Source organism: Amycolatopsis sp. NPDC047767 (assembly GCF_040704195.1).
Classification (GTDB): Bacteria; Actinomycetota; Actinomycetes; order Mycobacteriales; family Pseudonocardiaceae; genus Amycolatopsis.
This window is the reverse complement of record NZ_JBEYSJ010000016.1, coordinates 144,491-159,454: the sequence shown is the minus strand read 5'-3', so window position 1 is coordinate 159,454 and position 14,964 is coordinate 144,491. Positions and strand designations below refer to the sequence as shown.

At 71.1% G+C, this 14,964-nt stretch carries 19 protein-coding genes; 10 read left to right on the top strand and 9 right to left on the bottom strand.

Annotated features, from left to right (window positions below; translation table 11 throughout):
- Positions 1-10 precede the first annotated feature (10 nt).
- Positions 11-838, top strand: coding sequence for a helix-turn-helix transcriptional regulator (locus AB0878_RS27560; protein ID WP_366583139.1), 828 nt, complete (start codon positions 11-13; stop codon positions 836-838).
- A 4-nt stretch (positions 839-842) separates the two neighbouring features.
- Here the strand turns inward: AB0878_RS27560 and AB0878_RS27555 are convergent, their stop codons facing one another.
- Entirely contained in the window at positions 843-1,295 is a 453-nt protein-coding gene (locus AB0878_RS27555) for an Lrp/AsnC family transcriptional regulator (protein WP_360595072.1), read from the bottom strand.
- Positions 1,296-1,445: 150 nt separating this feature from the next.
- On the opposite strand from AB0878_RS27555, the gene pdhA reads away from it, so the two are divergent.
- Genes pdhA through AB0878_RS27540 form a run of 3 tightly spaced genes read left to right on the top strand, consistent with a single transcriptional unit; the run spans position 1,446 to position 4,836 of the window.
- A complete protein-coding gene (gene pdhA, locus AB0878_RS27550; protein ID WP_366583138.1) occupies positions 1,446-2,549 on the top strand; it encodes a pyruvate dehydrogenase (acetyl-transferring) E1 component subunit alpha in 1,104 nt (367 codons plus the stop codon).
- On the top strand, positions 2,546-3,592 hold the full coding sequence (locus AB0878_RS27545; protein ID WP_366583137.1) for an alpha-ketoacid dehydrogenase subunit beta: 1,047 nt from the start codon (positions 2,546-2,548) through the stop codon (positions 3,590-3,592). The genes pdhA and AB0878_RS27545 overlap by 4 nt, the downstream gene beginning before the upstream one ends.
- Positions 3,592-4,836 carry a dihydrolipoamide acetyltransferase family protein gene (locus AB0878_RS27540; RefSeq protein WP_366583136.1) on the top strand — a complete coding sequence of 415 codons (1,245 nt, stop codon included), beginning with the start codon at positions 3,592-3,594 and terminating at the stop codon, positions 4,834-4,836. The genes AB0878_RS27545 and AB0878_RS27540 overlap by 1 nt, the downstream gene beginning before the upstream one ends.
- A 6-nt stretch (positions 4,837-4,842) precedes the next feature.
- Here the strand turns inward: AB0878_RS27540 and AB0878_RS27535 are convergent, their stop codons facing one another.
- The 4 genes from AB0878_RS27535 to AB0878_RS27520 all read right to left on the bottom strand — a co-directional run bounded on the left by AB0878_RS27535 (position 4,843) and on the right by AB0878_RS27520 (position 6,922).
- Positions 4,843-5,562: a hypothetical protein gene (locus tag AB0878_RS27535; protein WP_366583135.1), complete on the bottom strand. Its 720-nt coding sequence runs from the start codon at positions 5,560-5,562 to the stop codon at positions 4,843-4,845.
- 116 nt (positions 5,563-5,678) lie between these two features.
- A complete protein-coding gene (locus AB0878_RS27530) occupies positions 5,679-6,074 on the bottom strand; it encodes a hypothetical protein (RefSeq protein WP_366583134.1) in 396 nt (131 codons plus the stop codon).
- Positions 6,075-6,124: 50 nt separating this feature from the next.
- Complete coding sequence (locus AB0878_RS27525; protein ID WP_366583133.1) at positions 6,125-6,622, bottom strand: MarR family winged helix-turn-helix transcriptional regulator; 498 nt, start codon at positions 6,620-6,622, stop codon at positions 6,125-6,127.
- A 90-nt stretch (positions 6,623-6,712) separates the two neighbouring features.
- Positions 6,713-6,922: a TOBE domain-containing protein gene (locus AB0878_RS27520; RefSeq protein ID WP_220243528.1), complete on the bottom strand. Its 210-nt coding sequence runs from the start codon at positions 6,920-6,922 to the stop codon at positions 6,713-6,715.
- Positions 6,923-7,138: 216 nt separating this feature from the next.
- On the opposite strand from AB0878_RS27520, the gene AB0878_RS27515 reads away from it, so the two are divergent.
- Entirely contained in the window at positions 7,139-8,041 is a 903-nt protein-coding gene (locus AB0878_RS27515; RefSeq protein ID WP_366583132.1) for a crosslink repair DNA glycosylase YcaQ family protein, read from the top strand.
- 37 nt (positions 8,042-8,078) lie between these two features.
- Positions 8,079-8,225 (top strand): hypothetical protein, encoded by a 147-nt coding sequence (locus tag AB0878_RS27510; RefSeq protein ID WP_366583131.1) that lies wholly within the window; start codon positions 8,079-8,081, stop codon positions 8,223-8,225.
- Position 8,226: 1 nt separating this feature from the next.
- On the opposite strand, the gene AB0878_RS27505 is transcribed toward AB0878_RS27510, so the two are convergent.
- Positions 8,227-9,729: an amidohydrolase family protein gene (locus tag AB0878_RS27505; protein ID WP_366583130.1), complete on the bottom strand. Its 1,503-nt coding sequence runs from the start codon at positions 9,727-9,729 to the stop codon at positions 8,227-8,229.
- 168 nt (positions 9,730-9,897) lie between these two features.
- Here AB0878_RS27505 and AB0878_RS27500 point away from each other — a divergent pair, with 168 nt between their 5' ends.
- The 4 genes from AB0878_RS27500 to AB0878_RS27485 all read left to right on the top strand — a co-directional run bounded on the left by AB0878_RS27500 (position 9,898) and on the right by AB0878_RS27485 (position 12,968).
- Positions 9,898-10,458 (top strand): NAD(P)H-dependent oxidoreductase, encoded by a 561-nt coding sequence (locus AB0878_RS27500; protein WP_366583129.1) that lies wholly within the window; start codon positions 9,898-9,900, stop codon positions 10,456-10,458.
- Positions 10,459-10,529: 71 nt separating this feature from the next.
- Entirely contained in the window at positions 10,530-10,706 is a 177-nt protein-coding gene (locus AB0878_RS27495; protein WP_220243533.1) for a CsbD family protein, read from the top strand.
- 106 nt (positions 10,707-10,812) lie between these two features.
- Positions 10,813-11,415, top strand: coding sequence for a TetR family transcriptional regulator (locus tag AB0878_RS27490; RefSeq protein ID WP_366583128.1), 603 nt, complete (start codon positions 10,813-10,815; stop codon positions 11,413-11,415).
- Between the two features lie 35 nt (positions 11,416-11,450).
- A complete protein-coding gene (locus AB0878_RS27485; RefSeq protein WP_366583127.1) occupies positions 11,451-12,968 on the top strand; it encodes an FAD-dependent monooxygenase in 1,518 nt (505 codons plus the stop codon).
- On the opposite strand, the gene AB0878_RS27480 is transcribed toward AB0878_RS27485, so the two are convergent.
- From AB0878_RS27480 to AB0878_RS27470, 3 genes are all read right to left on the bottom strand, one after another.
- Positions 12,952-13,764, bottom strand: a complete 813-nt coding sequence (locus tag AB0878_RS27480; protein WP_366583126.1) for a class I SAM-dependent methyltransferase — start codon at positions 13,762-13,764, stop codon at positions 12,952-12,954. The genes AB0878_RS27485 and AB0878_RS27480 overlap by 17 nt on opposite strands.
- Before the next feature lie 22 nt (positions 13,765-13,786).
- On the bottom strand, positions 13,787-13,987 hold the full coding sequence (locus tag AB0878_RS27475; protein WP_366583125.1) for a hypothetical protein: 201 nt from the start codon (positions 13,985-13,987) through the stop codon (positions 13,787-13,789).
- Positions 13,988-14,139: 152 nt separating this feature from the next.
- On the bottom strand, positions 14,140-14,958 hold the full coding sequence (locus tag AB0878_RS27470) for a class I SAM-dependent methyltransferase (RefSeq protein ID WP_366583124.1): 819 nt from the start codon (positions 14,956-14,958) through the stop codon (positions 14,140-14,142).
- Positions 14,959-14,964 lie beyond the last annotated feature (6 nt).

Genomic DNA, 14,964 nt, shown 5'->3' with positions numbered 1-14,964 from the left:
GAATCGGGTCATGAGCGAGCAGCGCAACACCGAACTCGGGGACTTCCTGCGCTCCCGCAGGGCGGCGCTGACGCCCGCGGAGACCGGGGTCCCGACCTACGGCACTCCGCGGCGCGTCCCCGGGCTGCGGCGCGAAGAGGTCGCGCAGCTCGCCGGCGTGAGCGTGAACTACTACACCCGCATCGAGCAGGGCGAGAGCCACCAGATGTCCGACTCGGTGATGGAGGCCATCGCCAACGCGCTGCGCCTCGACGAGAGCGAGCGGATGCACCTGCTGCGCCTGGCCTGGCCCGCCCAGGTGATGCGGCGGGAGGCAGGCCCGGAAATGGTGCGTGACTCGGTTCTCGCGCTGGTCGAGGGCAACCTCGACCAGGCGGCGATCATCGTGGGCCGGCGGACCGACCTGCTCGGTGGCAACCGGCTCGGCTTCGCGTTGCTGGGCATCGACCGCACCGCGCGGCCCAACCTGACCAAGCACATGTTCCTCGAGCCGGCGATGCGCGACCTCGTCGTCGACTGGGAGCGCCAGGCCCGCAACGCGGCCTCCTACCTGCGGATGGCCACCGGCGAGCAGACCGAGGACCCGAAGATGGCGGAGCTGATCGGCGAGCTCAGCATCCACAGCCCGGAGTTCGCGCGGATCTGGGCCTCGCACCCCGTGGCGGAGTGCCTGCACTCGGTCCGCGAGTACGACCACCCGCTCGTCGGGCGGCTCACCCTCAACGAGGAGAGCCTGCGGATGCCCGACGACACGGGTCAGCGCATCATCTTCTCCGGCGCCGAGCCCGGCTCGCCGTCGGCCGAACGCCTGAAGCTGCTCGACTCGCTGGTCTCCTGAGGCCTCACAGCTCGTCGAAGACCAGCACCGTGTGCGTCGAAAGCACGTCCGGCATCGCCTGAAGCCGTTCGAAGACCAGGTCGCGCAGGCTGTCGGCGTCGCTCGTGCGGACGAACAGGATGAGGTCGTTGTCCCCCGAGACGAGCCCGCCGTGCTCGATCTCGGGGATGCTCTTGAGCGCCGCGCTCACCGTGCGCCACGAGTTCTGCGTGACCTTGAGGTAGACGTACGCCGCGAGCCCCTGACCCATCCGCCGCGGATCGGTCACCGCGGCGTACCCGGTGATCACGCCTTCGCGGTGCAGCCGCTCCACCCGCGTGTAACAGCCCGCTCGCGAAATGTGCACGCGCTCGGCCAGCGCCCGCATCGAGGCGCGCCCGTCGGCCTTGAGCTCGGCGATGAGTTTCAGGTCGACCTCGTCGAGGGCCGCCGCCATTCGTCCACCCGGCTCGGACATCCCGGCACCTCCCGAAGCCAATAATCCGGCTCACTGTGAGCAGGTGAGCCATTGTTCCACACTTGCCGTGGATACCTGGATCCCTGATCGGTGCGGAGCGAAGATCGGCGTTAGACGTCTTCCCCTGTTCCCCGTCGATCGGAGCTGCCGGTGACCACCACGGAACGCACCGCCGCGTCGTTCTTCCTCCCGAGCGACGAGCCCCTGGGCCTCATCACCGCCGACGGCGCGCCCGTCGCCGACCCCGACCTGGAGATGCCGGCCGACGACGTGCTGCTGCGCCTGCACCGCGCGATGGTGTCGGGCCGCCGCTTCGACGCGCAGGCCACCGCGCTGACCAAGCAGGGCCGCCTCGCCGTGTACCCGTCCGCCCGCGGCCAGGAGGCGGGTGAGATCGGCTCGATCCTCGCGTTGCGTCCGCAAGACTGGCTCTTCCCGACCTACCGCGACTCGATGGCCGTCGTCGCCCGCGGCGTCGACCCGGTCGAGGTCCTCACGCTGTTGCGTGGCGACTGGCACTGCGGCTATGACCCGTACCGCGCCAACGTCGCGCCCCAGTGCACGCCGCTGGCCACGAACACGCTGCACGCCGTCGGGTTCGCGCACGCCGCCAAGACCAAGGGCGAGGACACCGTCGCGCTGGTGCTGCTCGGCGACGGCGCCACCAGCGAAGGCGACACGCACGAGGCGCTGAACTTCGCGGCCGTGTGGCAGTCGCCGGTGGTGTTCCTGGTGCAGAACAACGGTTACGCCATCAGCGTGCCGCTTTCGAAGCAGACCGCGGCGCCTTCGCTCGCGCACAAGGGCGTGGGCTACGGCATGCCGTCGGTGCTGGTGGACGGCAACGACGCGGCCGCCGTGCACGCCGTGGTGGAGCAGGCCGTCGCGCGCGCCGCTGCCGGTGGCGGGCCGACGTTGATCGAGGCCCTCACCTACCGCGTCGAGTCGCACACCAACGCCGACGACGCCTCCCGCTACCGCGACCGAGCGGAGGTCGAGGCCTGGCTCACCCGCGACCCGATCGCGCGGCTGGAGCGTTACCTCACCGACCGCGGCCTGCTCGACGACGCCGCCCGCGAGGAGATCGCCGCGCGCGCCGAGACCGAAGCCGCGTCGCTGCGCGAGCGCATGAACGTCGACACCGTGCTCGACCCGGCGGACCTGTTCCGCCACGTGTACGCCGAGCCGACGGCCGCGTTGCGCCGCCAGGCCGAGGACCTCACCGCCGAACTCTCCTTCGGAGCCGAAGAATGACCGCGACCCTGGAGTCCACTTCGGGCACCGCCACCGAACCGGACACCGTCACCATGGCCGGCGCGCTCAACCGCGCCCTCGCCGACGCGCTGGCCGAGGACGAGCGCGTGCTCGTGTTCGGGGAGGACGTCGGCACGCTCGGCGGTGTCTTCCGCGTCACCGACGGGCTGGCCGCCCGCTTCGGCGAGACGCGGGTGTTCGACACCCCGCTCGCCGAGTCGGGCATCGTCGGCACGGCCATCGGCATGGCGATGAACGGCCTGCGGCCCGTGGTGGAGATGCAGTTCGACGCGTTCGCCTACCCTGCGTTCGAGCAGATCACCAGCCACCTCGCGAAGCTGCGCAACCGCACGCGCGGCGCCGTCGAGCTGCCCATCGTGATCCGGATCCCCTACGGCGGTGGCATCGGCGGCGTCGAACACCACTGCGACTCCTCCGAGGTCTACTACACGCACACGGCGGGCCTGCGCGTTGTCACGCCGGCTTCGCCCGCTGACGCGTATGCGCTGCTGCGCCAGGCGATCGACAGCCCGGACCCGGTGATCTTCCTGGAGCCCAAGCGGCGCTACTGGGAGAAGGAGACCGTGCGGCTCGACCACCGATCGTCCACTCTGGACCGCGCGGTCGTGCGGCGCTCGGGCACCGACGTCACGCTGATCTCCTACGGCGGCGCGCTCGGCACCACACTCGAAGCCGCCGCGGCGGCCGAGGAAGAGGGCTACAGCGCCGAGGTGATCGACCTGCGCAGCCTCGCCCCGTTCGACCTCGACACGGTCGCCGCCTCGGTTCGGCGGACCGGGCGCGCGGTCGTGGTGCACGAGGCCAGCCGCTTCTGCGGCTACGGCGCCGAGGTCGCGGCCCAGCTGTCGGAGACGTGCTTCCACTACCTGGAGGCGCCCGTGCTGCGCGTCGGCGGGTTCGACATCCCGTACCCCGCCCCGAACTTGGAGAAGCACCACCTGCCGAACGTCGACCGGGTGCTCGACGCGATCGAGCGGCTGCAGTGGGCCGACGCGGCGCCGCTCACGAAAACGGAGGCGTGATGGCCGTCTTCAAGCTGCCCGACCTGGGCGAGGGCCTGACCGAGGCCGAGATCGTCGCGTGGCACGTGGCCGTGGGCGACACCGTGACCGTCGACCAGACGGTGGTGGAGGTCGAGACGGCCAAGGCGAGCGTCGAGGTGCCGGTGCCGTTCGCGGGCCGGGTCGCGACGCTGCACGGTGCGGCCGGCGACGTGCTGACCGTCGGCAGCCCGCTGATCACGGTGGAGGAGGCGCCGGCGTTTCTGGAGCCGGGGGTGGTCACGCCTTCTCCGGCCACTTCGGAGGGCAGCGGCAACGTCCTCATCGGATACGGCACCGGTACGGCTCAGGCGCGGCGGACCCGTCGTGCTCGGGGCACGCGGCGGCCCGGAGCCGCGGTGGTGTCCGCGCCGCGGCCGGTGAACGAGCGCGTGCGCGTGGTGTCGCCGTTGGTGCGGCAGCTGGCCAAACAGTCCGGTGTGGACATCCACGCGCTCGCCGGTTCGGGTACCGACGGGATCATCAGCCGCGCCGACGTCGAGCGAGCGATCGCCGCGGCCGTCACTCCTGCGGCCTCCGACGAACGCCGGATCCCATTGCGCGGCGTCCGCAAGACCGTCGCCGACACGCTCACCCGCTCGCGCCGGGAAATCCCCGAAGCGACTGTCTGGGTCGACGTCGACGCCACAGCCCTGCTCGAAACCCGCGCCGCCCTCAACGCCGAGGCCGGGGCCCCGAAGATCAGCCTCCTCGCGCTGCTGGCCAAGTTCACCGTCGAAGGCCTGCGTCGCTTCCCCGAGCTCAACGCACACCTCGACGGCGACGAGATCGTGATCCCCTCGGCCGTGCACCTCGGGTTCGCCGCGCAGACCGACCGCGGCCTCGTGGTCCCCGTCGTGCCCGGCGCGCACGAGCTTTCGGTGGAACAGCTCTCCGGCGCCCTCGCCGAACGCACCGAGCGCGCCCGCTCCGGCTCACTCGCCCCCGCCGAGCTCACCGGCGGCACCTTCACGATCAACAACTACGGCGTGTTCGGCGTCGACGGTTCCGCCGCCATCATCAACCACCCCGAGGTCGCGATCCTCGGGATCGGCCGGATCATCGACCGCCCGTGGATCGTCGACGGCCAGGTCGTGCCGCGCAAGATCACCGAGCTGACGCTGGCGTTCGACCACCGCGTCTGCGACGGCGGCACGGCGGGCGGGTTCCTGCGGTTCATCGCGGACTGCGTGGAGTCACCGCTGCGGCTCCTGCGCGGCTTGTAGCGTTGCTCAGGCGAACTTGATCTCACTGAGGTCGATCGACACCAGCAGCGGTTCCGGCACCGGCTTGCCGTCCTCCCCGACGGGGTAGACGCGACGCTTGGTGGGGACCACGATGCCGTCGACCTCGCGGTGCTCCGACGAGTAGTGCGCCGCGAGGCCGCCGGCGACCGCCTCGGCGTCGTAGTCGTGGCGGCGGATGAGGCCGTCGGCGTCGAAGTAGAAGGTCTGCACCTTGTTGTGCGTGGTGAGGTCGTCGGGGAACTCCACGCGCAGGCGGCGCCACGTCTCGCCGTCCTCCTGCCACGGCGCGAGCTCCTCGGTGCGGAAGCCCGGACGGGTGAGCGTGAACGGCGTGGTCAGGTACGTCCACATCGCGTAGCCCGCGAAGTACGCCGTCTGCAACCGGTCCCAGTGTGACTCCAACGCGTGGCCGGCGAACGACGCGCGGAGGTTGTCGCGCTCCTCCACGACCTCGCCCGCCGCGTTCTCGATCGCCACGTGCTCGCCGCGGAACGCCGTGCGCAGCCCGGGCCCGCCGAACGGCGAGTGGCTGGTGAACTGCCGATGCAGCTCGACGCGGACGTCGATCTCGTCGAGCAACCCAGCCTGGCCCTTCAGCGGAAACACGACCCCGCCGTTGCGCAGGTGCGCCCTCACACTGTTCAGCTCGTTCCAGCGCTTCAACCCGCCGTGCGCCTCGACGGCGATGTCCAGCAAGTCACTCATGTCCGTAACTCCGATCCTCGGGTGGCTCCTGCCTCACCACTTGAATATGACCGGTCGTCTTAACTCTTGTCAACCCCTCCTCCTTCGCGGCTCGGCTACCGCTTGCCGGCTACCGGCTACCGGCTACCGGCGAAGAACTCCCGCCCCGCCGGCACCCACAGCAGAACCACCGACGCGACTTGCAGCGCCCCGAGCACCGGGATGACCGCGTGGAACATCCCCGAGGACGACCACGAGAACACGCTGAACAGCACCCCTGCCAACTGCGAGACGGTCACCAGCCGCCGCACCCACACTCTCCCGCCCCTCAGCTTCCACGCCGGCACCACGCACAACAGCAGCAGCACCAGGTGAAACCCCACCGCCGCCCCGACCGCCACATCGGCCGCGCGCGCCACCTCAGCCACCCCGAACTCCGGATGCGCCGCCGCAACCTCGTCACGCACCGCCCCCTCGCGCGCCCGCATCACCAGCGGCACCACCAGGTGACTCACCGCCACGAGGCCCAGCAATCCCCGCGCAACCTGCCCAACGGCGGGTATTCGGGCCGGAGCTATCGCAGTCATTTCTCCCCCTCATCACCCTGGCGTTTCCTCCGCCAGCGCGGCCCACTCCCGCGCTGCGCCGCCGAAGCTGCGTCGCCGCGGGTCGACCACGCCTGGTTCAGGCGGGTGATCAGCTCGCGGGCCCTGGTGACGTCTTCGTCCGACCAGCCGGAGATCACGTCGGCGAACACCGCCGCACCGGCGGCGACCGTGGCTTCGGCGTCGGCGCGGCCGGTTTCCGTCTGCCGCACCAGGAAAGTCCGCGAGTCCGCCGGGTCCGGCTCCACCGCGATCTGCCCGGCCGCCTCCAGCGCGGCGAGGTGGCGACTGGTCGCCGACGCCGTGAGCCCCAGCTCGGCCGCGATCGCGTTCGGCCGCACGGGCTGCCGGGCCTCGACGGTGCCCAGCACGCGCACCCGCGTCAGGTCGAGGTGCCGCGAGATCCGGCGGTGGCCGGTGTCGATGAGCTCCATGACCGCGCGGGCCAGGTCTGCTCGTTCATTTCGTTGCGGCATGAAACGACCGTAGCGCGCACGACTGGAAACGGGCACAAAAAAAGCCCGAACCCGCTGGTCAGCAGGTTCGGGCCGCGAGCTGGCGAAACGTCACTCGACGCCGAGCATGACCTCGGTCGACTTCACCAGCGCGGTCACCGGCTTGCCGACCTCGAGCTCCAGCTCCTCGGCGGCGTCCTTGGTGATCGAGGCGGTGACGGACTGGCCGCCGTCGAGCTGGACCGTGACCACGGTCATGACCGCGCCGGGCTTCACCGCCGACACGGTGCCGACGAGCTGGTTGCGGGTTGACAGGCGCATGTGGACAGTCCTTTGTGCGGTGTGTGGAAGTACGACAACGCCGCCACAGTAATACTTTTCCGCGAGCACCGTCGCCGATTCGATCACCCATCGAACCGACCTGCGGCACCACTCATCCCCCTGGTCCCGCACTTGCACGCCCAGCGCCCCCCACCGAGCAGCACCCGCATTTCCCTGTGATTTTCACCGCCCGCGTGTCGCGCTGGGTTTGGCCGCGTGGAACTGCGCACCCGGGACGCCCGCCGGCCGGGGGCGCGCGACGTGTGCGAGGTCCTCGGCGCGCTGCGGTGCCTGCAACTCGACTCGATCAGCGTGGTCGCGCACAGCCACCACCTCGTGCTGCGCAGCCCGCTGCACCAGGCACTGATTCGCGCCTACCCGGCCGAGAAGTCGGCGTACGGGCGCCGGGTCGCCGAGTTCCTCCACGGCAACGCCGCCTTGCGTGACCACATCCTCGATCGGCTCCGCGAATCCGGCCCGCTGCCGGCCGGCGCGTTCGAGGACCGATCGACGGCCGGGTGGGTCTCGGGCGGCTGGACGACCGGGCGCAACGTGGAGCGCATGCTCGACGTGCTCTGGTTCCGCGGCGAGATCATGGTGGCGTCGCGAACCGGCGGGAAACGCCTGTGGGACTTGGCTTCCCGGTGCCTGCCCGCCGGCCTCGAGCCCACGCCCCTGACCGAGACCGAGATCGTGACGCGCTGCGCGGAGTACGCGCTGCGCGCCCCTCGGCGTCGCGCGGCGCTGCTGGAGGCGATCACCGCCGGCGGCTGGACGCCGCACACCACGTTGCTTTCGCCGTTCGACAACCTCATCTGCGACCGCGGCCGCACGCAACGGTTGTGGGGATTCGAGTTCCGCACGGAGATGTACGTGCCGAAGGCCAAGCGCCGCTACGGCTACTACGTGCTGCCCGTCCTCCACGGCGACCGCCTGATCGGCCAGGTCGCCCCGCGCGTGGACCGGCGCCGCCGAGCGCCCGAGCTCGAAGGTGTCCACGCCGAGGCCACCGCGCCGACCCGCGCGGGTGCCGCCGTGCACGCTGATCAGGAATTGACGTTTTCCTTGCGCCACTTGATCATGCGCGGAACACCCACCCCGCCGTACCGTAAAGCTTAGCTTTGACAAGCATTACCGCGAGAAAGGACCATCCGCCATGTGGGCGCCCCTCACCGTTGCGCTGCTGATCGGCTTCGTCGGGAACCTGACGCTGGACCGGACGGGCTCCGCGGTCGTGTTCCTCGTCCTCGCGGTGGCCACGGTCGCCACCGCGGTCGCGTTGCGCAGGAACAAGGCCGCCTGAGTCAGGCGCGGACCGGCTTGCCGGGCAACGCGTCGGGCACGAGGGAGCCGGCGCGCACCACCGCGGTGCCGTTCACGAGCACGTGCTCGATCCCCACCGAGGGCCGCGTTCCGTCCACATAGGACGCCTGGTCCGCGATCCGCGCGGGGTCGAACACCACCACGTCGGCGTCGCTGCCGGCGCGCAGGCGACCCTTGCGCCACAGGGCGGGCACGACTTCGTCCAGGACCTGCGCGGGCAGCAGCGAGCAGCGCGCGACCGCTTCGGACAACGTCAGCTTCCCGCTTTCCCGGTAGAGCCGCCGAATCGCGCGCGAGAACGTACCCGCGCCCCGCGGGTGGCCGAGCGCGCCCGGCGGCAGCGGCCACGTCAGCGGGTCCGGCCGGGTGCCCGTCCACGTCAGCGGCATGGCGTCGCTCGCGATGGCGGTGCCCTCGAAGAGCAGGGCGCGCTCCAGCGCCGGGTCGTCCTCGTCGAGGAAGTGCAGCAGCGCGAGCGCGCCCGGGGTGCTCGCGCGGACCTCGGCGAGACGCGCGGCGTCCGCGATGCGCTCCCCCGTGCCGACGAGCACGAGCGAGTCGGGCCGGATGCCTTGGCGCGCCAGGACTTCCGGCGCCAGGAAAGCCGCGCCGATGGCCGTCGAGCCGGCGCCGTAGGGGTACGCCTCGGTGGTCACCTCGGCGCCTTCCAGCCGGCAGCGCTCCACGAGCCCGAGCACGCGGTCGACGTGGCGCCCCGACGTGCTGTTCACGTGGCAGTAGTGCAGGTGCACCCCGGTCTGTCCCGCGACGCGCGCGATCTCCTCGGCGCCGTCGACCGGCACGTCCGGGTCGGCTTCCACGAGCGGGCGCGCGTGCGTGAACGCGGGCAGCCCGGCCTCCGCGGCCAGCTCCGCCACGGCGACGAACTCGGCCGGATCGAGGTGCGGCGCGTAGCCCGCGAGCACGCCGACGCCCAGCGCGCCGTCGGCCAGGTCCCGTGACAGGTGCTCGAAGATCCGCGCGCGCTCGACCGCCGACGCCTCGGCGCGCCACGCGGACACGCCCAGGTGCGTGAGCACCGTGTCCGGCGGGCCTTCGAGCGGCGCCCCCGCGAGCACGGCCATGCGCGCCAGCGCCCACGACGTCGAGTAGCCGTAGTTGACCGGCCGGCCCTCCGCCGCAGCCCGCGCGTACGCCGCGCCGACCGGCGTGATGCCGGCCTCGAGCTCCAACGCCGTGGTGACGCCGTCGAGCGCCTGCAGCCGCTGCTCGGGAATCGCCTGGCCGTGGCTGTGCAGATCCACGAACCCCGGGGCGACGACGAGGCCGGTCGCGTCGATCGTCTGCGCGCCCTGCAGCGGTGTTGCGGATACCACACTCACGGTGCCGCCGGTGATTCCGACGTCGGCCACCGCGTCGAAACCGCTCTCCGGGTCGAGCACCCGTCCGCCCCTGATCACGAGCGGATAGCTGTCCTGTGAAGTGGTCACGATTCGCTCCTGGGAGTGGGCGACGGCACGCACAAGGTACTGCCGATTCACCCGGCCGTGGGAATGACCCTCACACCCGGTTTGTTGACACGTCCGCAGAGCGGAGACTAAATTGCGGACGCGTCATCGAACACTTCTGGATCAAGCCCTGACCAGCGCAACTGAACCGATGACCGTCCCCTCGAACCAGGAAAGTCGGACATGACCAAGATTGCGATCATCCTCGGCAGCACCCGTCCGGGCCGCAACGGCGAAGCCGTGGCGAAGTGGGCCCTCGACATCGCGAAGCAGCGTGGCACCGCGGAGTACGAGCTCCTCGACCTCCTCGACTACGAGCTCCCGCACCTCGACGAGCCGCTGCCGCCGGCCATGGGCCAGTACGCGCAGGAGCACACCAAGCGCTGGGCCGAGAAGATCGCCGAGTTCGACGGCTACGTCTTCGTGACCGCGGAGTACAACCACGCCATCCCGGGCCCGCTGAAGAACGCCATCGACTTCCTGGGTGCCGAGTGGAACAACAAGGCCGCCGGCTTCGTCGGCTACGGCTCCGTCGGCGCCGTCCGCGCGGTGGAGCAGCTGCGCCTCGTGCTGAGCAACCTGCAGGTCGCCCACGTGACGAGCCAGGTCGCGCTGTCGCTGTTCACCGACTTCGAGAACATGTCGACCTTCAAGCCGGCCGAGATGCACACCGGCTACCTCAACACGACTCTCGACCAGGTCGAGGCGTGGAGCAAGGCACTCGCCACCCTTCGCAACGCCTGAGTCTCGGTGTTTGGCCTCCCGCCCACCGGGTAGCCGGTGAGTGCCAGCGAATGAGCAAGGGAGGCGACACCATGACCGACAAGGCCGAGAACAAGGCGGAAGAGCTCAAGGGCCGAGCCAAGGAGGCCGTCGGCGACGCCACCGGCAACGAGCAGTGGCAGGCCGAAGGCAAGGCAGAGCAGGGCAAGAGCAACTTGAAGCAAGCCGCCGACAAGGTCAAGGACGCCGTGAAGGGCGTCAAGGACTGAGTTCCGGAAAGCCCAGGGTCACGTGGCCCTGGGCTTTCTTGTATCCATCGAACTTGCGCATCACGCAGACTTTGCGTGATGCGCAAGTTTGCGCTACCTTGGGGGCATGACCGAACGGCCGAGCCTGCGTGAACGGCGCCGACTGGAGACGCGCGCCGCGATCTCCTGGGCCGCGATCCGGCTCGCCGTCGAACGCGGTCTGGCGCACGTGACCATCGAGGACATCGCCACCGAGGCCGGCGTTTCGCCGCGCACCGTGAACAACTACTTCTCCAGCAAGGCCGAGGCCATCGCGGCCCGGCACCACGACCGCGCCCAGGGCATCGCCGACCTGCTGCGCGCGCGGCCGGCCGACGAGCCGCTCTGGGACGCCATCGCCGAAGCCGCGCTCGCCCGGTTCGAGGCCGACCGCGCCGAGTCCACTCCGGATCCACTGTGGACACAGGGCGTGCAGTTGATGATCGCCGAACCCGCCCTGCAGGGCGAGTTCCAGAAAGCCAACGTCGCCGCCGAAATCGCGCTCGCCCAGGCGATCGCGGACCGCACCGGCACCGACGCCGACCACGACCTCTACCCCGTGCTCGTCGCCACCGCCGCCGGCGGGGCCATCCGCGCGGCCATGGTGCACTGGCTGCGCGCCGATCCACCCGTTTCCTTCAGCTCGGTGCTGCGCGCGGCCTTCGGCGCGGTGACCGTCGAACTTCCCTGATTTTCCGGCTTTTCCTCTTCTGTCAAGGAGAAACCATGCCCGCGACCGATGTCGTGATCGCCGGTGGTGGGCCCAACGGGCTCATGCTGGCGTGCGAACTGAGCTTGGCCGGCGTCCGGCCGGTCGTCCTGGAACGCCTCACCGAACGCAGCGAAGAACAGCGCGCCAACGGCCTCGTCGGCCAGGTCGTGCGGCTGCTGCACCGCCGTGGCCTGTACGAAGGGCTCACCGGCCAGGCCGAACCCGCGCCCGCGCCGCACTACATGTTCGGCGCGTTTCCGCTCGATCTGGCCCGGTTGCCCGTCAACCCCGTGTACCTGCTGCCGATTCAGCAGCGCGAACTGGAACGCGCGTTGGAGGAGAGGGCTCTGGCGCTGGGCGTGGAAATCCGGCGGGCGCACGAGGTGCTCGGGTTCGAGCAGGACGACTCGGTGCACGTCACTGTTTCCGGCCCCGATGGTGAGTACACTGTGGACACTCGGTTCCTGGTGGGCGCGGACGGCGGGCGCAGCACCGTGCGCAAGCTCGCCGGCATCGATTTTCCCGGCGTCACCAGGGAAGATACGGTTTCGTACACCGCACATGTAAGCGTGCCCGACTCCGTGCGCGACCCGGCGACGGGCGGGCTGCGGCTCGACGGCGTCGGCGCGGTGCCGCCGTTCCGGCACCTCCGCACGGAGACGGGGCTGTTCGTGTTCGCGCCGTTCCCGAACGCCGCACCGCTGGTGGCTTCGTCCGAACGCGGCCGGCCGCAGGTGCCCGATGACGTGCCGCCCACGCTCGACGAGGTGCGCGAAAGCGTGCGGCGGGTGCTCGGCGTCGACTTGCCGCTGGACGCGCCTTCCGGCCCCGGGCCGCACCAGCCGCGCCGGGTCTCCAGCGGAAACACGCGCCTGGCGGAGAAGTTCCGCGTCGGGCGCGTGCTGCTCGTCGGCGACGCCGCCCACGTGCACTCGGCGATCGGCGGACCGGGACTGAACCTGGGGCTGCAGGACGCCGTCAACCTGGCGTGGAAGCTCGCCGCCGAGGTGCGCGGCTGGGCGCCGGCCGACCTGCTCGACACCTACGACGCCGAGCGGCGGCCGGTCAGCCGGCGCGTCGTGATGCAGACGCAGGCGCAGGGTGCGCTGACCGCGCCGGGCCCGGAGGTCACGGCGTTGCGCGAGCTGTTCGGGGAGCTGCTCGGGCACCAGGACGTGACGCAGCACCTCGCGGACCTGTTGTCGGGCGCGGACATCCGCTACGGCGACGACCCGCACCCGCTCGTCGGCCGGTGGGCGCCGGACCTTTCTTCCGACGGCGTCGCGGCGGCTTATCGTGCGGCGCGACCGGTTCTCGTCGACCTGACCTCGGACGGCTCGGTTTCTTCGGCCGCCGCCGCGTGGGCGGACCGGGTGGACCCGGTCACCGATGCGACGGGCGTCGACGCGACCGCGTTGCTGATCCGCCCGGACGGCTACGTCGCCTGGGCTTCCTCCGACGCCCGGCCGGACGTGGGCGGGTTGGAGAAGGCGCTGACGCGGTGGTTCGGCACTGTCACCTCAGCCGGGTGACCGCCACGTCGATGCACGCGGATGCCGCCAGCCGGCCCTCGGGCGTCACCAGGTTGCGCGTCGCCACGGTGAACGCGGTGCGCAGGCCCTTGCGGTGCGTGTCGTCGAGGGTGGCCATCTGGTAGTAGGTGTCGTGGCAGGTCTGCCAGACCTCCTCGGGTGTGCCGCCGAAGTCGACGACCATCCGGTCCCACTCGACGGGTTCGAAGCCGGCGGGCGTGAGCAGCTCGTCCAGACCTTCACGCGTGCGGGTCCGGGGGTCGCCGGCCGCCGGCACCCGGCGTTCCTCGGGCACGACGGCGAACAGCGGCCGCGCGACCTTGAGGAAGATCTCCATCGCCTCCCGCCCGCCACCGCCGACGCCGATCGCGAGCGTGCCGCCCGGGGCCAGCACCCGCGCGGCCTCGGCGAGGACCTGCTCGACGTCGGCCATGAGCATCAACGCCATGAAGGACACCACGGTGTCGAACGTCTTGTCCGCGAAGGGCAGCTCCTGCGCCCGCCCCTCGCGCAGATCAGCCTCCGCCAGCTCGGGCCGGCGGCCGGCCGAGGCCAGCTGGCCGGGCGAAAGGTCCACCCCCGCCAGCTTCGCCACCCCGCGGCGGCCGAGCTCGGCGAGCAGCGCGCCGTCGCCGCAGCCGAGGTCGAGCACGGCCTCGGCCGTGGCGACGCGGTCGGCGAACACCTCGTACACGGTCCTGCCGTCGCCCGTCACGCGGCCGCGCCCGGCCAGCTCGGACGCGGCGTCCGGGCGGGCGTCGTGGTAGCTGCGCAGGAACTCCTCGGCGGACGTCATGGCGAGACGTTAGCGCGGATCGTCACTCCGCCAGGCGCGTTCGCGCGATGTCGAGCCGCACGGCCGCGGGCAGGATCCCGTCGGCGGTCAGCAGCCCACGCGTCGCCCCGGCGAACTCGGCGCGCAGTTCGGCGAGCTGCGTGTCGTCCAGCGTCGAGGCGGGGTAGAGCGTCTCGCAGCACGTGACCCACACCTGCTCCGGCCGCGCCCCGAAATCGACCACGATCTGTTCCCACGCAACAGGTTCGAACCCCACCGGCCCGAGGAACTCGTCGAACCCCTCGGCAGTGCGCCGATCAACACCGACTGCGAATCCGGCTTGCGGTCGTGGTACTCCCGCAGCCACAGCTCCCCGGCGTCGTCATGTCCCCGACGTTATCGCGGCAGATCGGCCCGCAACCTCGTTTCGACGATTCGCATGGTCATCCCTGCGGGCAATCGACCGTCCTCCACAAGATCGCGGGTTTCCTCCCGGAACGCCGATTCGAGCCGCTTCAGCTGCGCGGCGTCGAGGGTGTCCACCGGGTAGAACGTCTCGCAGCAGCGCGCCCAGACGTCCGCCTCGGGGCCGCCGAAGTCGAGGTCGATCGGGTCCCACGAGGCGGGCTCGAAGCCGGCGGCGCCGAGCAGCTCGTCGAGGCCGTCGCGCCGCCGGACGCGTGGGTTGCCCAGGCGGACGCGACGTTCTGCGGGAACCTCGTCGAACAGGGGGTTCGCCAGCTCGATGAACACCTTCAGCGCCCCCGTGACGCCGCCGCTGATGGCCGCGGCGAACACGCCGCCCGGCGCCAGCACGCGTGCCGCTTCGGCGATGGCCGTGTCGGCGTCCGGGAGCAGCATCAGCACCATGTGCGACACGACGGCGTCGAACGAACCGTCCGCGAACGGCAACTCCTGCACCCGCGCCTGCCGTAGGTCGGCTTGCGCGAGTTCCGGCCGGGCCCGCGCCACGTCGAGGTGCGCCGCGGACAGGTCCACGCCCGCCAAGGCCTCCGCGCCGTCGATCGCGGCCAGCAGCGAACCGGCGCCGCAGCCGAGGTCGAGCACGCGCCGTTTGCCGGACACCCGCGCGGCGAGGACCTCGTAACTCGTCCGCCCGTCACCGATCACCCGGCACGAATCGATCAGATCGGACATCACATGGGGTTTCCGGTCGTGGTACGCGGCCATGAAGGCTTCGGCGGGTGTCGTCACCCCGCG